Annotated in this window: 15 protein-coding genes; 11 read left to right on the plus strand and 4 right to left on the minus strand. The window is 46.4% G+C overall.

Features of this window, described 5'->3' with window-relative positions; all coding sequences use genetic code 11:
• Positions 1 to 54: 54 nt before the first annotated feature.
• Together ACOJS8_RS00820 and pdhA are read right to left on the minus strand one after the other, a co-directional pair.
• Entirely contained in the window at positions 55 to 993 is a 939-nt protein-coding gene (locus tag ACOJS8_RS00820) for a ring-cleaving dioxygenase (RefSeq protein ID WP_420146629.1), read from the minus strand.
• Between the two features lie 172 nt (positions 994 to 1165).
• Positions 1166 to 2224, minus strand: coding sequence for a pyruvate dehydrogenase (acetyl-transferring) E1 component subunit alpha (gene pdhA / locus ACOJS8_RS00825; RefSeq protein ID WP_420146630.1), 1059 nt, complete (start codon positions 2222 to 2224; stop codon positions 1166 to 1168).
• A 167-nt stretch (positions 2225 to 2391) separates the two neighbouring features.
• Here pdhA and recF point away from each other — a divergent pair, with 167 nt between their 5' ends.
• From recF to ACOJS8_RS00870, 9 genes are all read left to right on the plus strand, one after another.
• A complete protein-coding gene (recF, locus tag ACOJS8_RS00830; protein ID WP_420146631.1) occupies positions 2392 to 3522 on the plus strand; it encodes a DNA replication/repair protein RecF in 1131 nt (376 codons plus the stop codon).
• 170 nt (positions 3523 to 3692) lie between these two features.
• Positions 3693 to 4325, plus strand: a complete 633-nt coding sequence (locus ACOJS8_RS00835) for a TetR/AcrR family transcriptional regulator (RefSeq protein ID WP_420146632.1) — start codon at positions 3693 to 3695, stop codon at positions 4323 to 4325.
• Complete coding sequence (locus tag ACOJS8_RS00840) at positions 4312 to 5967, plus strand: TolC family protein (RefSeq protein WP_420146633.1); 1656 nt, start codon at positions 4312 to 4314, stop codon at positions 5965 to 5967. The genes ACOJS8_RS00835 and ACOJS8_RS00840 overlap by 14 nt, the downstream gene beginning before the upstream one ends.
• 18 nt (positions 5968 to 5985) lie before the next feature.
• On the plus strand, positions 5986 to 7113 hold the full coding sequence (locus tag ACOJS8_RS00845) for an efflux RND transporter periplasmic adaptor subunit (protein ID WP_420146634.1): 1128 nt from the start codon (positions 5986 to 5988) through the stop codon (positions 7111 to 7113).
• A 112-nt stretch (positions 7114 to 7225) separates the two neighbouring features.
• The gene (locus ACOJS8_RS00850) at positions 7226 to 10660 is read left to right on the plus strand and encodes an efflux RND transporter permease subunit (protein ID WP_420146635.1); all 3435 of its coding nucleotides are present in this window, start codon (positions 7226 to 7228) and stop codon (positions 10658 to 10660) included.
• Between the two features lie 112 nt (positions 10661 to 10772).
• On the plus strand, positions 10773 to 12074 hold the full coding sequence (locus tag ACOJS8_RS00855) for a metallophosphoesterase (RefSeq protein WP_420146636.1): 1302 nt from the start codon (positions 10773 to 10775) through the stop codon (positions 12072 to 12074).
• A gap of 143 nt (positions 12075 to 12217) precedes the next feature.
• Positions 12218 to 13078, plus strand: coding sequence for a dienelactone hydrolase family protein (locus tag ACOJS8_RS00860; protein WP_420146637.1), 861 nt, complete (start codon positions 12218 to 12220; stop codon positions 13076 to 13078).
• Between the two features lie 152 nt (positions 13079 to 13230).
• A complete protein-coding gene (locus ACOJS8_RS00865; protein WP_420146638.1) occupies positions 13231 to 13677 on the plus strand; it encodes a hypothetical protein in 447 nt (148 codons plus the stop codon).
• A gap of 89 nt (positions 13678 to 13766) precedes the next feature.
• A complete protein-coding gene (locus ACOJS8_RS00870) occupies positions 13767 to 14084 on the plus strand; it encodes a hypothetical protein (protein WP_420146639.1) in 318 nt (105 codons plus the stop codon).
• Between the two features lie 81 nt (positions 14085 to 14165).
• On the opposite strand, the gene ACOJS8_RS00875 is transcribed toward ACOJS8_RS00870, so the two are convergent.
• The gene (locus ACOJS8_RS00875) at positions 14166 to 14576 is read right to left on the minus strand and encodes a gamma-glutamylcyclotransferase family protein (protein ID WP_420146640.1); all 411 of its coding nucleotides are present in this window, start codon (positions 14574 to 14576) and stop codon (positions 14166 to 14168) included.
• An 80-nt stretch (positions 14577 to 14656) separates the two neighbouring features.
• On the opposite strand from ACOJS8_RS00875, the gene ACOJS8_RS00880 reads away from it, so the two are divergent.
• Together ACOJS8_RS00880 and typA are read left to right on the plus strand one after the other, a co-directional pair.
• Positions 14657 to 14863: a hypothetical protein gene (locus ACOJS8_RS00880; RefSeq protein WP_420146641.1), complete on the plus strand. Its 207-nt coding sequence runs from the start codon at positions 14657 to 14659 to the stop codon at positions 14861 to 14863.
• A 228-nt stretch (positions 14864 to 15091) separates the two neighbouring features.
• Positions 15092 to 16906, plus strand: coding sequence for a translational GTPase TypA (gene typA / locus ACOJS8_RS00885; protein ID WP_420146642.1), 1815 nt, complete (start codon positions 15092 to 15094; stop codon positions 16904 to 16906).
• A gap of 70 nt (positions 16907 to 16976) precedes the next feature.
• Here typA and ACOJS8_RS00890 read toward each other — a convergent pair.
• On the minus strand, positions 16977 to 17311 hold a 335-nt coding region (locus ACOJS8_RS00890), incomplete at its 5' end, for a hypothetical protein (protein ID WP_420146643.1).

A 17311-nucleotide genomic window follows, 5' to 3' on the forward strand; every position in this document is an offset into this window, starting at 1 on the left:
AATACAAAGGAAAAGCTAAAAAATCTCGGTATTCCCTCTGCTTTTGTGATTGAATTATTTAACAATGATTTCAGGTAATTCAGCTTCTATTTTAGCCCGCCGAGGTTCATATTGCGGAGGTAGTTTTAATGCCGTTCCTAATTCCGCTACTGATTCATCGATGGCAAAACCAGGAGGATTCGTAGCTACTTCAAACAAAATCCCACCTGGCTCGCGGAAATAAATACTGTTGAAGTAATTGCGGTCCTGCACAGGAGTAACGTGATAACCGAGTTCTGCCAACTGATGTTGAATAATTATCTGCGTTTCGTCGCTATTAGTCGAAAAAGCAACGTGATGGACTGAACCAGCACCTTGCAAAGCGTGAACATCCTTAGGCGAATGCAGCACATCAACAAAATTGCCAGAGCCACCAATTCCGGCCTGGAATCGGAATCGGCCTTCCTCCTCCCCTACCAATGTATGCTGCATCGTTTCGGTTAAAAGTTTGATCGTTCTGTCTGAATTTACTTCGTTCAACGTAACCGTATGAAAACCCCGAACGGCAAACTCAGCCGGAATACGACCGTTATCCCAAGCTGGGCGTTTATCATCGTCGTTAAAGACAAACTCTATGCCCATACCATCGAAATCCTCAAAACGGATAAATGTTTCTGAGAAGCGTTTGTAAGGTCCAGCGTAGGGAATATTACGTTCGTGGAGCCGATCCATCCAGAAACGTAATGATGCGGTTGGCACAGAAAACGCTGTGTAAGTTAACTGGCCGACCCCTTTTCGACCACGAGGAATATCTCCGTATGGAAAAAAGGTGAGGATCGTGCCGGGTGAACCTGCTTCATTTCCATAATACAGATGATATACATCGGGAGCATCAAAGTTGACCGTTTTTTTAACGAGCCGCAGGCCAAGTATGTCAGTATAATAATCGACATTACGTTGTGTATCGCCAGCTATCGTCGTTACGTGGTGAAGACCGTTGATCAGCGTTTCCATAAGTTTATTAGTGAATAAGGTTAAAATCTATTAGTTGTATCGACATTTAATGTATATACACGTAATAGGAAAAGTTAGTTCAAATAAAAATGTCCAGGATAAATTTCCTGGACATTCTGATTACCTCAAGGTGATAAAATATATGAGGTAAAAAACTTATGCACTAACTTATCTACTCGGTTAAGAATGGATAATCCTTCTGCATGTAAACATCTTTGAACGCTTCTTCTGCTGGTGGGTACGGAGACTCCTCAGCGAATTTGACAGACTCGTCGACAATTCCTTTTATTTTCTGATCAATAGCCGCCAGATCGTCTTCAGTAGCAATTCCTTTTTCAAGAATAGTGGCTTTTACCTGCTCAATCGGATCGCGCATTTTGTATTCTTCAACTTCGTCCTTTGAGCGATACTTTTGTGGATCCGACATGGAATGGCCCCGATACCGATACGTACGGAATTCAAGGAACGTTGGTCCTTCACCCGAGCGAGCTCTCTCAGCAGCCCGACTAACGGCTTCATGAACAGCTTCAACACTCATGGCATCGACCGGCTCAGAAGGCATGTCATAGGCTTCGGCAAGGGTATACAATTCTGTTACGTTCGATGTTCGGGCAACAGAGGTTCCCATTGCGTAACCATTATTTTCGACAACAAAAATGACGGGAATTTTCCAAAGCATGGCCATATTAAAGGCTTCGTGCAAAGCGCCCTGCCGAACGGCTCCATCGCCCATAAACGTAATGCAGAGATTTTTGGTCTTGTTGTACTTCTCTGCGAAGCCAATTCCGGCACCCATCGGAATCTGAGCACCAACGATACCGTGGCCACCCATGAAGTTAACTGACTTGTCGAAGATGTGCATGGAGCCGCCTTTCCCCTTCGACGAACCGGTTTGTTTTGCAAACAATTCAGCCATTACCGCTTTTGGGTCAGAACCCAGAGCCAGCGGGATACCGTGGTCGCGATAGGCTGTAATCCACTTATCATCTTTTGTTAAGGCTGTATATGAACCTGACGAACAAGCCTCCTGACCTATATACAGGTGACAGAAGCCACGGATTTTCTGCTGGCCATACAACTGCCCGGCTTTCTCTTCAAACTTCCGTTGCAACTGCATGGATTCATACCAGTACATATACCGCTCCTTGGGATGCTGCGTTTTCGCGGCTTCCGGAGCCTTTCCATTTTGTTTGGCGGTTCCCCGCTCAGATTTCTCTTTGACGCTTGCCATGAGGAATGAAGTTCGATAAAATCAGCAATCGCTTCTACGGCCGTTAAGCCTATTAACCTAACAAACCGACCGTATCTTTGTTGCCAATACCAAAACGTTAGTTCATACAGAGTCTTCTCTATAGGACTGCCGCGAAATTACGCATTATCGCGTTATCCGCTACATCTATGTATCTCGAAAAACTGAGCCTGACCAATTTTAAGAACTATGAAGATGGGCGATACGTATTTGGACGGCAGATAAACGTAATTGTAGGGCCGAACGGCAGCGGTAAAACTAATTTGTTAGACGCAGTTTATTTTCTGGCACTCAGCAAAAGTGCTTTCCAGAATCAGGACGCATTTAGTATTCTTCATGGTGCCGACTATTTTATAATTGACGGCATTTTCGAAGAGAACGAACATAGCGGTCATCCAAACCGTGTCAATCCAGACCGGGTACAGATCACGATCAGCTTGCAGCGGGGGCAGCGGAAAGTAATTATGGCCGACAAGAAGCCATATGAACGTATTAGCGAACACATTGGTCGGTTTCCGGTCGTCCTGATTGCGCCAAACGACACCGATCTTGTGCGTGAACACAGTGAAGATCGGCGGCACTTTTTTGATGGAGTCCTGTCTCAGCTCGATCCGAATTATTTACGGGATTTCCTGATGTACCAGCAAGTGCTGAAGCAACGTAACAGTTTGCTCAAACTTTTTGCTGAACGGAACCAGGTAGATAATGACATGCTCGATACGTATGACGTACCTCTGCTCGACTTAGGCCAGAAGATACACGACCGTCGGAAACAATTTGTCGAAGAATTCCTGCCCGGATTCCGGGAACACTACGCCTACTTAAGCAATGAGAGCGAAATGGTGAATATTGTGTATGAGTCGGAAGTAAGTGACCCGAACTTTGCTGAAGAATTTCGGCATTTTCGTCGGCGGGATACGATATTACAACGTACCACGATGGGAGTGCATAAAGACGATTACTCCTTTCTGATCGGCGGTGTCTATGGCGAGGCCGTTCCCCTGAAAAAGTTTGGCTCGCAGGGACAGCAGAAAACATTTGTGATAGCCCTGAAACTCGCTCAGTTCGATACGTTGGAAGCCGAAAAAGGAGTCAAGCCTATTCTACTACTCGACGACATTTTCGATAAGCTCGACGACCGGCGTATTAGCAAGCTGATTCAGCAAATGGAAGAAGGTGCATTTGGTCAGCTCTTTATCACTGATGCCCGCCCGGAGCGCACGCGCGAACTGCTCAGCTCCGTAAAGGCAGATGTCCGCTTCTACGAAACAGGCGTCTAACCAGAATATCAACCCCTAATTCCCCTCTTATTAGCTACAAGTTCATCGGACCTATTGGTTGTTTCACACCAGTTTTTAGGCCGTTCATCATTTAATAGTAAAATGTAGAGGAAACTCAGAACTATATTTGAGTTTCCTAAGTTCATCCTGCAAAAGTTCTATTTCATTTAATGAAGGAAAGGATATTAGCGGAGGCTGAGCGGTTGTTCTGGAAATATGGCATTCGTTCAGTAACGATGGAAGACATTGCTAAGCAATTAGGCATTTCCAAAAAAACGATCTATCAGCATTTCAACGATAAAGAACAGATTTTATCCCAAGTTATTGAGGGTAAAATGGGCAGAGATCAGTCAGAAATGATGTGTATGGCGGTCGAAGCCGACAATCCCGTCGAGGAAATTATGCACGTACTGTCTATGATACAGAAACACGCCGACCAGGTTAGCCCAAATCTGTTGATTGATTTGAAACGGCACTACCCACAGGCTTTTGCACAGTTTAGGCGATATAAAGAAGGCGAAATTATGCGATCTATTCTTGAAAATATCCAAAAAGGTATTTCTCAAGGACTATACCGCGCAGACCTAAATCCAGCGATTTTAGCCCGACTCCGTGTTGAACAGATTGAGTTGGCATTTAATAATGACATCTTTCCAACGGACCAGTATACAATGCCCGAGATTCAGTATGAGCTCATGCATCACTTCATTCGGGGTATGCTGACCGAGAAAGGCTTCACCATTTACAATCAGTATGTTAACCACACGAACGAATATAACCAAGTGGTCTATGAAAAGAAGTAGTACTCTCCTAATTGCCGCGCTTTGTCTGTCGACAGGTTGGCTACGGACGGTGGCTCAGGTACCTACGCAACCATCCGTAGGTCAACAGCCTACGGGCGCGGCCGCGAGCGGACAGCAACCCGGCGCGCAGCAGCCTGCTGGTACGGGAGCCGTTGTTGCACAGCCTGGCGTAACACCCGGTACTGGCGTGGCCGTTCCCGGACAACCCAGCAATAATGCCTCTGAAGCAGTTCCTTCGGTGAATCCAGCAACGGGTCCCGTAAATCTTCAGCCTACCGTTATTTCGAATTTTAATTCGGGATTGGGCCTGGCTCCAACGGGTTTACGCCCATCAAATCAGCAGTCGAATGGCAAATCCTTTACGCTCCAGGAAGCAATTGATTTTGCTATCCAGAAGAACGTTAACGTACGTAACAGTCAGCTTGATGCCATAAGTGCCGAAGCACGTATCAAAGAAACCAAAGCGTCGGCGTTGCCGCAGATTGCTGCCAGTGCTTCACTGACCGATAACCTGATTATTCAGCGGGCCTTTTTACCGGCTGTCTTTTTCGATCAGAATGCCTCGCCAGATGCGCCTGCCGTGCCGGTTCAATTTGGCGTTGCTTATTCAAGCAACGCATCTGTCAACCTGAATCAGGTTATTTACAGCGCTAGTCTAAACGTTGGATTACGGGCCGCAGCTACGTATCGCGAACTGGCTCAGCGGAATTTACAAGCCAGTAAGGTTACTGTAGCTGAGCAAGTTGCAAAAGCGTATTACGGTGTATTGGTCGCGCTGGAAAGGGCAAAGTTGCTGGACTATAACATTGGTCGGCTCGATACGCTGTTCAACGAAACGCGAGCTATGAATCAGCAGGGTTTTGTTGAAAAACTGGATGTACAACGTTTAGAAGTACAGGCTAACAATCTGCGGGCAGAACGCCAGAACGTACAAAACCTGATTGAGCTGAGCTATACGCTCCTTAAATTTCAGATGGGGTTAGGCGTTAACGATGAAATTACGTTGGCTGAGCAATTACAGGATCGAAAAGTCGAGGACCTGCGCCCGCTGATTTCAGCCGATCCTACCTTTCAATACCAAAGCCGAATCGAGTACTCGACGCTGGAAACGCAGATAAAACTGGCCGAACAGGATATTGAACTTACCCAGAAAGGATATTATCCATCGTTGGCTGGATTCGCAAACTATGGCTATAACAGTGGCCGCAACAAGTTCAGCCAACTTGTTACAGATCCTTGGTTTAATTTCGGAACCATAGGCTTAAGCCTGCAGGTGCCCATTTTCGATGGCTTCCAGAAACGATATCAACTTGTCCAGAAGCGTATTACGTTGCAGAAGGCGCAGAACAGTGGTGAACTGTTACGTAACTCAATTGATCTGCAAATCCGGCAATCGAGTATTACGTTGAACAATGGTTTGCAGACCTTACAAACCCAGCAACGCAACCGCGATCTGGCACAGGAAATTGTTCGCGTAGCGCAGATCAAATATAAAGAAGGTGTTGGGTCAAGTATCGAAGTGCAGAATGCCGAAGCATCCCTTCGCGAAGCACAAACCAATTATTTCTCTTCACTGTACGATTTCTTAATCGCAAAAGTAGATCAGGACCGTGCGCTCGGCCGGCTCTACGTAGGAAACTAAAAAATAAAAACAGTTAAAATGAAAACATACTACGCCATAATTCTCGTGAGTTTTTTAGCGTCCTGCTCACAGGAAAAGAAATCTGATTTGCAAGGCAAACGGGATGAACTCGCAGAATTAAAATCGCAACAGACGGAACTGAATTCGAAGATTAAAACGCTGGAAGGCGAACTCGCAAAACTTGATCCGAAAAAGGCCGAAGAAGCGCGCGTGAAAGACGTAACGGTAGCTCCCCTGAACGCTAGTACGTTCAAGCACTTTGTTGAATTACAGGGCACTATTGATGCAAAAAACAACGTACAGGTATCGCCAAAATCGGGGGGTGTGGTTACGGCTGTTTACGTGAAAGAAGGTGATCAGGTTCGGGCTGGACAGGCGATAGCTAAAGTTGATGACCAGCTCTTACGGGAATCGATATCTGAAGTGAAAACCCAGCTTTCGCTGGCCAACACCGTCTTTGAAAAGCAGGATGCCTTGTGGAAGCAGCAGATCGGAACCGAAATTCAGTACCTGCAGGCTAAGAACAACAAAGAATCGCTTGAGCGTCGATTGTCAACGCTGAATGCCCAACTAGGCCAATCAACCGTAACGACACCGATTTCGGGGGTTGTCGATCAGGTAAATATTAAGATTGGGCAATCCGCTGCGCCGGGTGTTGGTCTGGTTCGGGTAGTTAACCTGTCTCAATTGAAAGTCGTTGCGAAAGTTTCGGATAATTACTCCGGAAGTGTACGGAAAGGCGACGCGGTAACGGTTGAATTTCCTGACATTAGCCGAAACCTGAATTCGCGCATTTCCTTCGTTGCAACCACGGTTGATCCCCTAAGCCGAACCTTTACCATCGAAGCACCCCTTCCATCTGATAATGCGCTGAAGCCTAATATGCTGGCTCGGGTTAAAATAAATGACCAGACACAGGCGAAGGCGATCGTAATCAATGAAAACCTGATTCAGGACACGGAAAATGGAAAACTGGTCTACGTAGCGGTGAACGAAGGGGGCAAGAAAGTAGCGAAGGCGAAACCGATCAAAACGGGTCAGTCGTACGGCGGTAAAATTGAAGTGACGCAAGGGTTACAGTCGGGCGATCAGATCGTTACGGCTGGGTATCAGGATTTAGTTGACGGACAACCGATCAATTTTTAGTTGAGTTTTCTGTTTACTGTCTTCAGTCTTCTGTTGACTGATGCAGTTTATTAAACTTTTCGCTCAACAGAAATAGAAAACAGTAAACAGAAAACAGTAAACTCATTTTAAAATGAAATTTGAACAGTATAAAACCCTAGGATTCACCAACTGGTGCGTAGAAAACCGAACGGCGATTTACATTTTCACCTTCCTGATTACACTCGGTGGGCTGTTCGTGTACAATAACCTGCCGAAAGAGCAGTTTCCTGACATCAAGATACCACAGGTGTACATCAATACCGTGTATGTTGGTACGGCCCCCGCTGATATCGAAAATACCATTAACAAGCAGATTGAGAAGCAGTTAAAGTCTGTTTCAGGTGTCAAACGTATCAAATCAAATGCGCTGCAGGATGTATCGGTTATTCTCGTCGAATTTAATCCCGATGTAGAATCAGCTGAAGCACTTCAGCGTGTCCGCGATGCGATCGATAAAGCGAAACCCGATTTACCACAAAAGCTGGATTCAGGTCCGACGGCGCAGGATGTCGATATTTCAGAAATGCCGATCATGAATATCAACATGGCTGGTAATTTCTCGCTGAAACAACTGAAAGAATATGCCGAAGATTTGCAGGACGTAATAGAAGGCATGCCTGAAATTCGTCGCGTAGACATTATTGGTGCGCTGGAGCGTGAAATTCAGATCAATGTCGATTTGCCACGTATGCAATCGGCAGGCCTCGCGTTTACGGATATTCAGCAGGCTATCCAGGGCGAAAACATAAACGTATCGGGCGGTGATCTGAATGTTGACGGTGTTCGCCGGACTGTACGGGTCAAAGGCGAATTTACCGACGTAACGCAGCTTCAGAATTTACAGATACGTACTGCTACGGGCGCCACGGTTCGGCTTGGCGACATTGCTGAAGTACGGGATAACTTCGAAGAGCAGCAGAACTTCGCTCGTCTGAATAACAAATCCGTTGTTACGTTGAACGTAATCAAACGGGCTGGCGCCAACCTGATTTCTGCAGCCGACCGTATTGAAAAAACCATTGAGGAGTATAAGGAAACGGAGTTTCCAGATGGTTTGGACGTGAAAATCACGGCCGACCAGTCAGAACGCACGCGCGAAAGTGTGAACGACCTGATCAACACGGTTGTACTGGGTTTCATTTTTGTAGTGCTGGTGCTTATGTTCTTCATGGGCGTGCGCGATGCTATTTTCGTGGGCTTGTCGGTACCTTTATCGGCGCTGGTAGCCTTTGTGATGATGCCGGTTCTTGGGCCAATGGTGGGCACTGCGTTCACGCTGAACATGATGGTGTTATTCGCCTTCCTGCTTGGCTTAGGACTTGTGGTAGATGATGCGATTGTGGTTATTGAAAACTCCCACCGACTCTTTAATGAACATAAAGACTGGGATATCAAACAGGCGGTAAAAGCTGCTGCCGGTGAAGTATTCGTACCGGTATTGTCTGGTACGCTGACGACCATTGCCCCGTTCTTCCCGCTCCTGTTCTGGCCGGGTATTGTGGGCGAGTTTATGAAGTTTCTGCCGTTGACGCTCATTCTGACGCTGTTTTCGTCGCTGTTTGTGGCTTACGTGATTAACCCTGTCTTTGCCGTTACGTTCATGAAACGGCATGAAGATGATAATCACGAAGACAAACAATCGTTTGCCGAAATTAAACGTCCGCTGATGATCATGACGGTTCTGGCAGGGGTCGGCTACGTGATTGACCGGGGTATTGGTAACCTCTTCGTGTTGTTTATCATCCTGTACGTCTTCAATCACTACGTACTGACACCAAAACTGATCGTACCTTTTCAGGAGAAATGGCTTCCAGCGCTCAAAAACGGGTATCGGAAGCTTATTTCATGGATACTACACGGCTGGCGCCCCGTTTTTGCTATTGTCGGTGCCTTTGGGTTGCTGATTCTAACATTTATTATCACAGGCATTGCTAAGCCTAAAGTGCTGTTCTTCCCAAGTGGTGAACCCGATTATATTTACGTATACAACGTAATGCCAGTTGGTACAGACGCCCGCGTGACGGACTCCGTAACGAAAGTAATCGAGAAGCGCGTATTTAAAGTACTGGAAGACAGCAAGGCTACGGATATTGTCAACTCGGTAATCTCGAACGTAGGGAAAAATGCGGGTGATGCCCAAAACCCTGATCGAGCGGCAACACCACAGAAGTCGAAGGTGACAATCGCTTTTGTACCAAACGAATTTCGGCATGGAATCTCAACGGATTCTCTTTTGGCCAAAGTTCGGGTTGCTATGCGTGGACTGCCGGGTAGTGAAATCTCTGTAGAACGTGAATCGAACGGACCACCGACCGGTAAGCCGATTGCTATTGAAATTGCGGGCGAAGAGTTCGACCAGCTGAAAAAACTGGAAAAGCAGGTACAGCAGAAAATTGCTCAGGCAGGTATTCAGGGTATCGACCAGTTGAAATCGGACTTAATCACCAACAAGCCTGAGATTGTCGTCGACATCGACCGCGAGAAAGCAGAACGGGAAGGTATCTCTTCTGGTCAGGTAGCTATGGCCATTCGGACGGCTTTGTTCGGTCTGGAAGTATCGAAATTCCGGGATGCCAAAGACGAATATCCGATTATGGTTCGTCTGAAACCCGACGACCGTAGCCAGATCGACCGGCTTCTGAGTCTGAACGTAGTATACCGCGACATGGTTATGGGTGGTCAATTGCGCCAGGTGCCCATTACGTCGGTTGCTAACATTAGTTATTCAACTACCTTCAGCCAGATCAACCGGAAGAATCAGCAACGGCTTGTTACGTTAAGTTCAGACGTAGTGCCGGGCTTCAATGCCAATGAAATCGTGGCTCAGATTCAGGAGGTTATTAAAGAAATTGACGTACCGAGTGGTTATACGGTGAAGATGGGTGGTGAGCAGGAAGACCAGGCTGAGTCGATGAACTTTTTGGGCGCTGCTTTTGGTATCGCACTCCTGCTGATTTACCTGATCATGGCAACGCAGTTCAACTCGGTTGTGAAACCGCTGATTATCTTCGTAACCATCCTGTTCTCGCTGATCGGCGTACTGCTTGGCTTTGTGATTTTTAATAAAGATTTCTCGATCATCATGTCGGGTGTCGGTATTATCGCGCTGGCGGGTATTGTGGTGAAAAACGGGATTCTGCTCATCGAGTTTATCGAGGAATTACGTGGCCGGGGTGTTCCGTTACGTGAAGCGATCATCGAAGCGGGTGGTATTCGTCTGACACCGGTATTGTTAACTGCTTCGGCGGCCGTACTGGGCCTGATCCCGCTGGCATTAGGTATCACTGTCGATTTCGTTGGGCTCTTCCGCGATTTCGCCCCACACGTAATCATAGGTGGTGATAGCTCGGTTTTCTGGAATATCCTGGCCTGGACGATCATCTATGGATTGACGTTTTCGACCGTACTTACGCTTGTGATCGTACCGTGTATGTACTGGGTAAACGAACGCATTCGCATGAAGTGGTTCGGTAAGAAAGACCCCGCTCTGGAACGTATTGAAGAGCAGGAAGAAGAGTTAGTTTAAACGGATTTAATCAGTAAAACAAATAATGGATAATGAGGAGTGGCTTTAGCGAACTCACATTATCCATTATTTGTATTGTACGTTATCCATTCTATATTATTTACGCAAGCTTATGAATCGCGCTGCCTTCTTATTTATTCTGCCAGCTATCATGCTGTTGATTGACTGGTACGTCTGGCAGGCCGTCAAAACGCTGAGTCGATCCACCACAGAAAGTACGCAGCGTATCATTGCCATTGCTTTCTGGGGAATTACGGTCCTATCTCTCTTGCTGTACGTAGCGTTGCAGTACCTGCCGCCTGATTCATTTGGCAAGAACACTCGTACGTTTCTCTGGGCCAGTATTGCTATTCCCTACTTTTCCAAGATTTTCGCGGTTCTGATTATTTTCATTGATGATTTGGGCCGGTTTTTCCGCTGGATTGTCTCGTTGTTTTATAAGCCTGAAGTTCAGGAAGCAGTCGTCGATACGTCTCGCCAAACAATTCCCACGACCACGAATGGCGTGATCCCGAAAGATGCTATTTCTCGATCCGATTTTCTGATGAAAACCGCGCTGGTTGTTGGCACGGTGCCTTTAGTTGCTTTTACATGGGGAATTGTTTCGGGAGCTCACGATTACAGGGTCCGTCGGATTAAACTTCCCTTAAAAAATTTACCGTCTGGCTTTAATGGGATGACCATTGCTCAGATTTCAGATATTCATACGGGCAGCTTTTTCAACCGAACAGCCGTTCGTGGGGGCGTTGATCTGCTGATGAAGCAAAAGCCGGATGTTGTCTTTTTTACGGGCGATTTGGTCAACAGCCACGCCGAAGAAGCGAACGAGTTTATTAATATTTTCGATAAAGTGAAGGCGCCCCTGGGCGTTTACTCGACCCTTGGCAATCACGATTATGGCAAGTACGTCCAATGGCCCAGCGCACAGGCAGAACGACAGAACGTACTGAACGTAGTGGCCGCACACAAACAGATGGGCTGGAATATTTTACTTGACGAAAACAGAGTTCTGGAACAGAATGGCGACAAAATTGCCCTTATTGGCGTTCAGAACCTCGGTTTCGGTCCGGCTGCTTTGCGGATGGGAAATCTGGCAAAAGCCTATGCGGGCACTGAAGAGTATCCGGTAAAGCTTCTCCTCTCCCACGACCCAACCCACTGGGATGCCGAAGTTCGACCCAGATATTCCGATATTGACGTTACGTTCAGCGGCCATACACACGGCGCGCAATTTGGTGTTGAAATTCCCGGCGTTCAATGGAGTCCAGCCCAATATTTTTACAAACAGTGGGCAGGATTGTATCAGGAGGGAAACCAGCGGCTCTATGTAAACCGGGGCTACGGTTATATTGGTTATCCGGGCCGCGTTGGAATTTTGCCTGAGATTACAATTTTTGAGCTGGTAAAAGCCTAGTCCGGCAGTACATAAAACTAAACAACAATTGGGTAAATTGTAAGCACATCGCAGACAGTTTACCCAATTCGCTTTTTAATGCCACTGCGCTAACCAATAACTTTAGCAATTCGTTACGTTTAGCAACTAACCATCAAACACATATGAAAATCATCTTTATTACCGGCCTATCCTTCTTTATGTCGCTGTTTGCTTACCTTAAGCCGGCCGAAAAATTTCAGGAAAGGAAGATTCCGGTTTGCCATACGCCCGCTAACGATATGGCGCTGATGGCCGCTGATCCCGCTTTTCAGAAATTGCATGCCAGCCCGCTCCCCTTTACCTACATCGGAGCGGGTGAAATGATCAAATTCTCGACTCCGGATGGTCAGTCAGCCAATGGATTTTTGCTGAAGTCAAAGAAAGCGTCCGACAAATGGCTGCTGGTCTATCAGGAATGGTGGGGATTGAATGACAACATCAAACAACAGGCTGAAATGTTTTACAACGACCTAAAGGATGTGAACGTATTGGCTGTTGATATGTATGATGGCAAAGTAGCAACTGAACCTGCCGAGGCTGGAAAGTTAATGCAGGCTGCCAGTAAAGACCGGCTTGCCAGTATCCAGAAAGGTGCTATTGCTTATGCTGGCCCAAAAGCTGAGTTCGCCAGTGTAGGGTGGTGTTTTGGAGGAATGCTTTCCCTTCAATCAGCAATTATGGAAGGCAAACAGGCCAAAGGGTGTGTTATGTATTATGGACGCCCAGAACAGGACGTTGAGAAGCTAAGAACGCTCAATACAGATGTCCTGGGAATTTTTGGCAGCCAGGACAAGGGCATCACACCCGAGTCGGTTAAGCAATTTGAAGAAAACATGCAGAAAGCAGGCAAGAAAGTAACGATAAAAATGTATGATGCCGGACATGGATTCGCCAACCCCAGTAATCCGGTTTACAACAAAGAAGCTACGGCCGATGCCTATAAGCTATCACTAAACTATCTGAAAGATAAATTAAAGGCGTAACCGATTGCCTTATAGGTTACTTCATAAAAGCCTGACTGTCTGACGGTCAGGCTTTTTAATTAAACTTTAACGGTTTTTTAGGCGTTGTTATTAAACGTAGTAAGGTGTGATTTGTCTAACGACCAAAATAGGTTGATAAACGAACTACGACAATGAGGATAGGCAAATGGAGTTTGATCGCTGGATTAATTGTAGGCGTTACTACGTTTAGCTTTGGGCAGAATGGCTCTGGCTATGATCAGCCATATCCGGATACGAATCAGGGATATAGCCCTAATTATCCGAACGGCTATAATGAGTACGACCCCAGATATCCAAATGGCTATGATCAGCGCAATTCGAACGGGTATAACAACCGCAATAGGCCCAATTACCCGAATGGCTACGATGGCTATTATCCTTATGGGCGACCTTACCCCGCTCAGCCGCCTGTCGTAATTGTGCCGCCACGTATTGTCATCGCCCCACCTCCACCACCAGTTATTATAGCTCCTCGGCCAGTTATTGTCCGTCCTTATCCTAATTACGGGTATGGTTATGGCACCTACGGCTACAGGCATCGGGGAGGACGTATCAACAATGGCTGGCGCCGTTGGTAAGAAGATCGTAAATAGTTAGTAAATAGCTATTAAATGAGCTTGCTTAAGGGTTATATAATTAAATGGTTCAACGTAATGATTCTTTTAACATGAAAACGATAAAATTAATGCCTTTGCTTACAGCCGCTTTGCTGGTTATACTTTTGGCAAGTTGCGGCCCTGCTTATGTTAATACAGGGGCTGGCTATGGCTCCCGGCCCTACTACGGTTATAATTACGGGTACCCGTACGGCTACTATCGACCTTATGGCTACTACCGGCCCCCCGTTATTGTGAATCGTCCGCCTGTCGTAGTACGTCCTCGTTATTACACACCCTCTCCCCGTTATCGAAACTACAATAGTCCGAATGCGCGGAGCGGCTCTGGTGGTTTCAATGGCGGAGGTCGTTCTCGCGGGCCCCGCTAATCAACGAACGTAGCGATTCACAAACAAAAACCGACTCTGGACAAAGTCGGTTTTTGTTTGTGAATCAGATAATGGCGACCACTAGCCTATGTAGCCCGCATAATCTCCCGATTCGATAATTTTTTTTTGAGCAGTCGGCCAATTGTACTGATAGAACCAGCAGTTCAGTATCTTACCCGGTCCGTTCACTTGGATGATTGTTCGATGGTATTCGTGTGGCTGCTGAAACTGGTCGCTAATTCCTTCGTAAGCATCCAGATAAGCCAATAAAGTCTGCTTATGATGGCTTATGTCGAAAATCGTTCCCTGGACGGCTTGAGGGCTATCCTCCTGATAAATAGCTCCTGGATAAGTACCCAAATCAAAGAGTAAACCAGGAAAAGACCCCTCACCAACGTATTGGCTGTGCTGCCGTAGATGCCGTGCATACGAATTGCTAAATGCCGGACGTAACGTACCGTAAACAATTAAATAGTCAGAATCGGTAACCATGTTGTTAATTATGAAAAATCTTAGGCAATCGTCTGACTAATAGCGCTATTTTTGCGTTAACAAAGAAACGGGTTGTGACAATGAAAAAGACAAAAGTTGTTCTGCTGCTAGCGGCCTCTCTGATGCTGGTCGATGTGCCCTTCGAAACAATGGCATCTTCAGGTAAAGCAACATCGGAAATAACCATTTTTGGACGCAAGAAAAAAGGATACAAACCAAAGCGCGGTGGGCTATTCAATACGGGTCTTTTTCGAAAGAAAAACCCCTGTGGCTGCCCAAATCATTAAGCTTGTGTTAAGAAATTGTATTTATATTATAGTCAGGCCCGTTAACGGGCCTTTTTTCGTTTAATTAGTTGTAAAAATCTGTGTTTCAGCGTAAAATTTCGTATCTTTGCGAAAAAATTGACTGGGATTTGAGGGGTCGGAAGTCTAATCAGGGTTTATATACAATCGTAAGCCTAGTAAATCCTCGAAATCTTGTAAAAATCCTGGTTCAGATTTTCTGAACACTGTATGCAATCTATTCGCAATATAGCTATCATAGCTCACGTCGACCACGGCAAAACAACACTGGTCGACAAGATTATTCACGCGTCGAAGCTCTTTCGGGACAACCAGGAATTCGGCGAACTGATTTTGGACAATAACGACCTGGAGCGCGAGCGAGGTATTACGATCGTTTCGAAGAACGTATCGGTACGGTACAAAGATGTTAAAATTAACATCATCGATACGCCAGGCCACAGCGACTTCGGCGGTGAAGTTGAACGCGTTCTAAAAATGGCCGACGGCGTATGCCTGTTAGTCGATGCGTTTGAAGGGGCTATGCCACAAACTCGTTTTGTATTGAGCAAAGCTTTACAGCTGGGTCTTAAGCCAATCGTTATCGTTAACAAAGTAGATAAAGAAAACTGCCGTCCTGATGAAGTTCATGAGCAGGTATTCGATCTGATGTTCAACCTGGGCGCTACCGAAGATCAGTTGGATTTCCCAACGGTTTACGGCTCGTCGAAACAGGGCTGGATGGGCCCCGACTGGCAAAAGCCGACGGATAACATTACGTATCTGCTCGATACCATTGTCGAAACGATTCCAGCCGCTCCCGTTAATGAAGGTCTGCCACAGATGCAGATCACCTCGCTCGATTATTCGGCCTTCGTCGGTCGGATTGCCATCGGACGTGTGCATCGCGGTACGCTCAAAGAAGGAGCCAGCATGGGTCTGATGAAATCAGATGGTACATTGAAACGGGTACGTATTAAAGAGCTTCATACGTTTGAAGGGCTTGGTAAGCAGAAAGTTACTGAAGTACAATGCGGTGATATCTGTGCCGTTACCGGTCTTGACGATTTTGAAATTGGTGATACGTTGACCGATTACGACAATCCGGAAGCACTGGAACGTATTGCCGTCGACGAGCCAACGATGAACATGCTGTTCACGATCAACAACTCACCGTTCTTCGGTAAAGAGGGTAAGTTCGTTACGTCTCGTCACCTGCGCGATCGGCTTTACAAAGAAATTGAAAAGAACCTGGCTTTACGGGTTGAAAACACCGATAGTGAAGATCGATTTCTGGTGTATGGCCGGGGTATTCTGCACTTATCAGTTCTGATCGAAACGATGCGTCGGGAAGGTTATGAGCTGCAAGTTGGTCAGCCTCAGGTACTTTATAAAGAAGATGAAGACGGTCAGAAATTAGAACCCGTTGAAACTCTTGTGGTTGACGTACCGGAAGAAACGGCTGGTAAAGTAATTGAACTGGCTACGCAACGCAAAGGCGAATTGCTGATTATGGAGCCCAAAGGCGATCTTCAGCACCTTGAATTCGAAATTCCGTCGCGTGGATTGATCGGACTTCGCTCGAACGTTCTGACCGCTACGTTTGGGGAAGCTGTGATGAGCCACCGGTTCAAAGAATATCAACCATTTAAGGGGCAAATTCCTGAGCGGATTAACGGCTCGCTGATTTCAATGACCAGTGGTGTCGCTACGGCTTACTCGATTGATAAACTTCAGGATCGGGGTGTGTTCTTTATTGATCCGGGCGATGAAATTTATACGGGCCAGGTAATTGGTGAACACAACCGCCAGAATGATATCGTTGTAAACGTGCAAACGGCTAAACAACTGACCAACATGCGGGCTTCTGGTTCGGATAACAACGTCAAGATTGCTCCGAAAATATCGTTTTCGCTGGAAGAATGTATGGAATACATTCAGAAGGATGAGTACCTTGAGGTGACGCCGAAGTCGTTGCGCATTCGTAAGATTTTCCTGGATGAAAATGAACGGAAACGTAACGCAAGCAAATTTGCAATGGCGTAACAGCAGATAGATAGTAAACGAAAAATCCCATCGAGCACTCGATGGGATTTTTCGTTTAAAAGCAGATTTTTTACTTAGAACCGACAAAATCCGGGATGTCTTCAGAGCTATGTTGCAAGCTGATACGTAGCAGTTTACCCTGTTTTTCCATACCGCTATTCGTAAAGATTCGATCGGTCTGTAACGTACCGATAACGGATCCGGAAGCGCGAAGCTGAATACCGTTCGTTAACCGGCTGAGGGTTACATGCTGGATAGATTGTTCAGCTTTAGTCGGATACGTGGTTGTATACACTAACGTAACGCTACTGTCAGATTCACCTCTAAGCTCAGCGAATGGCATCTGACCGGTTGGAGTCGCCACCTGAGAAGGATCAAGATAAACGTTAGTTCGGTACGTACCGA

This window comes from Spirosoma sp. (genome assembly GCF_048594605.1).
Classification (GTDB): domain Bacteria; phylum Bacteroidota; class Bacteroidia; order Cytophagales; family Spirosomataceae; genus Spirosoma.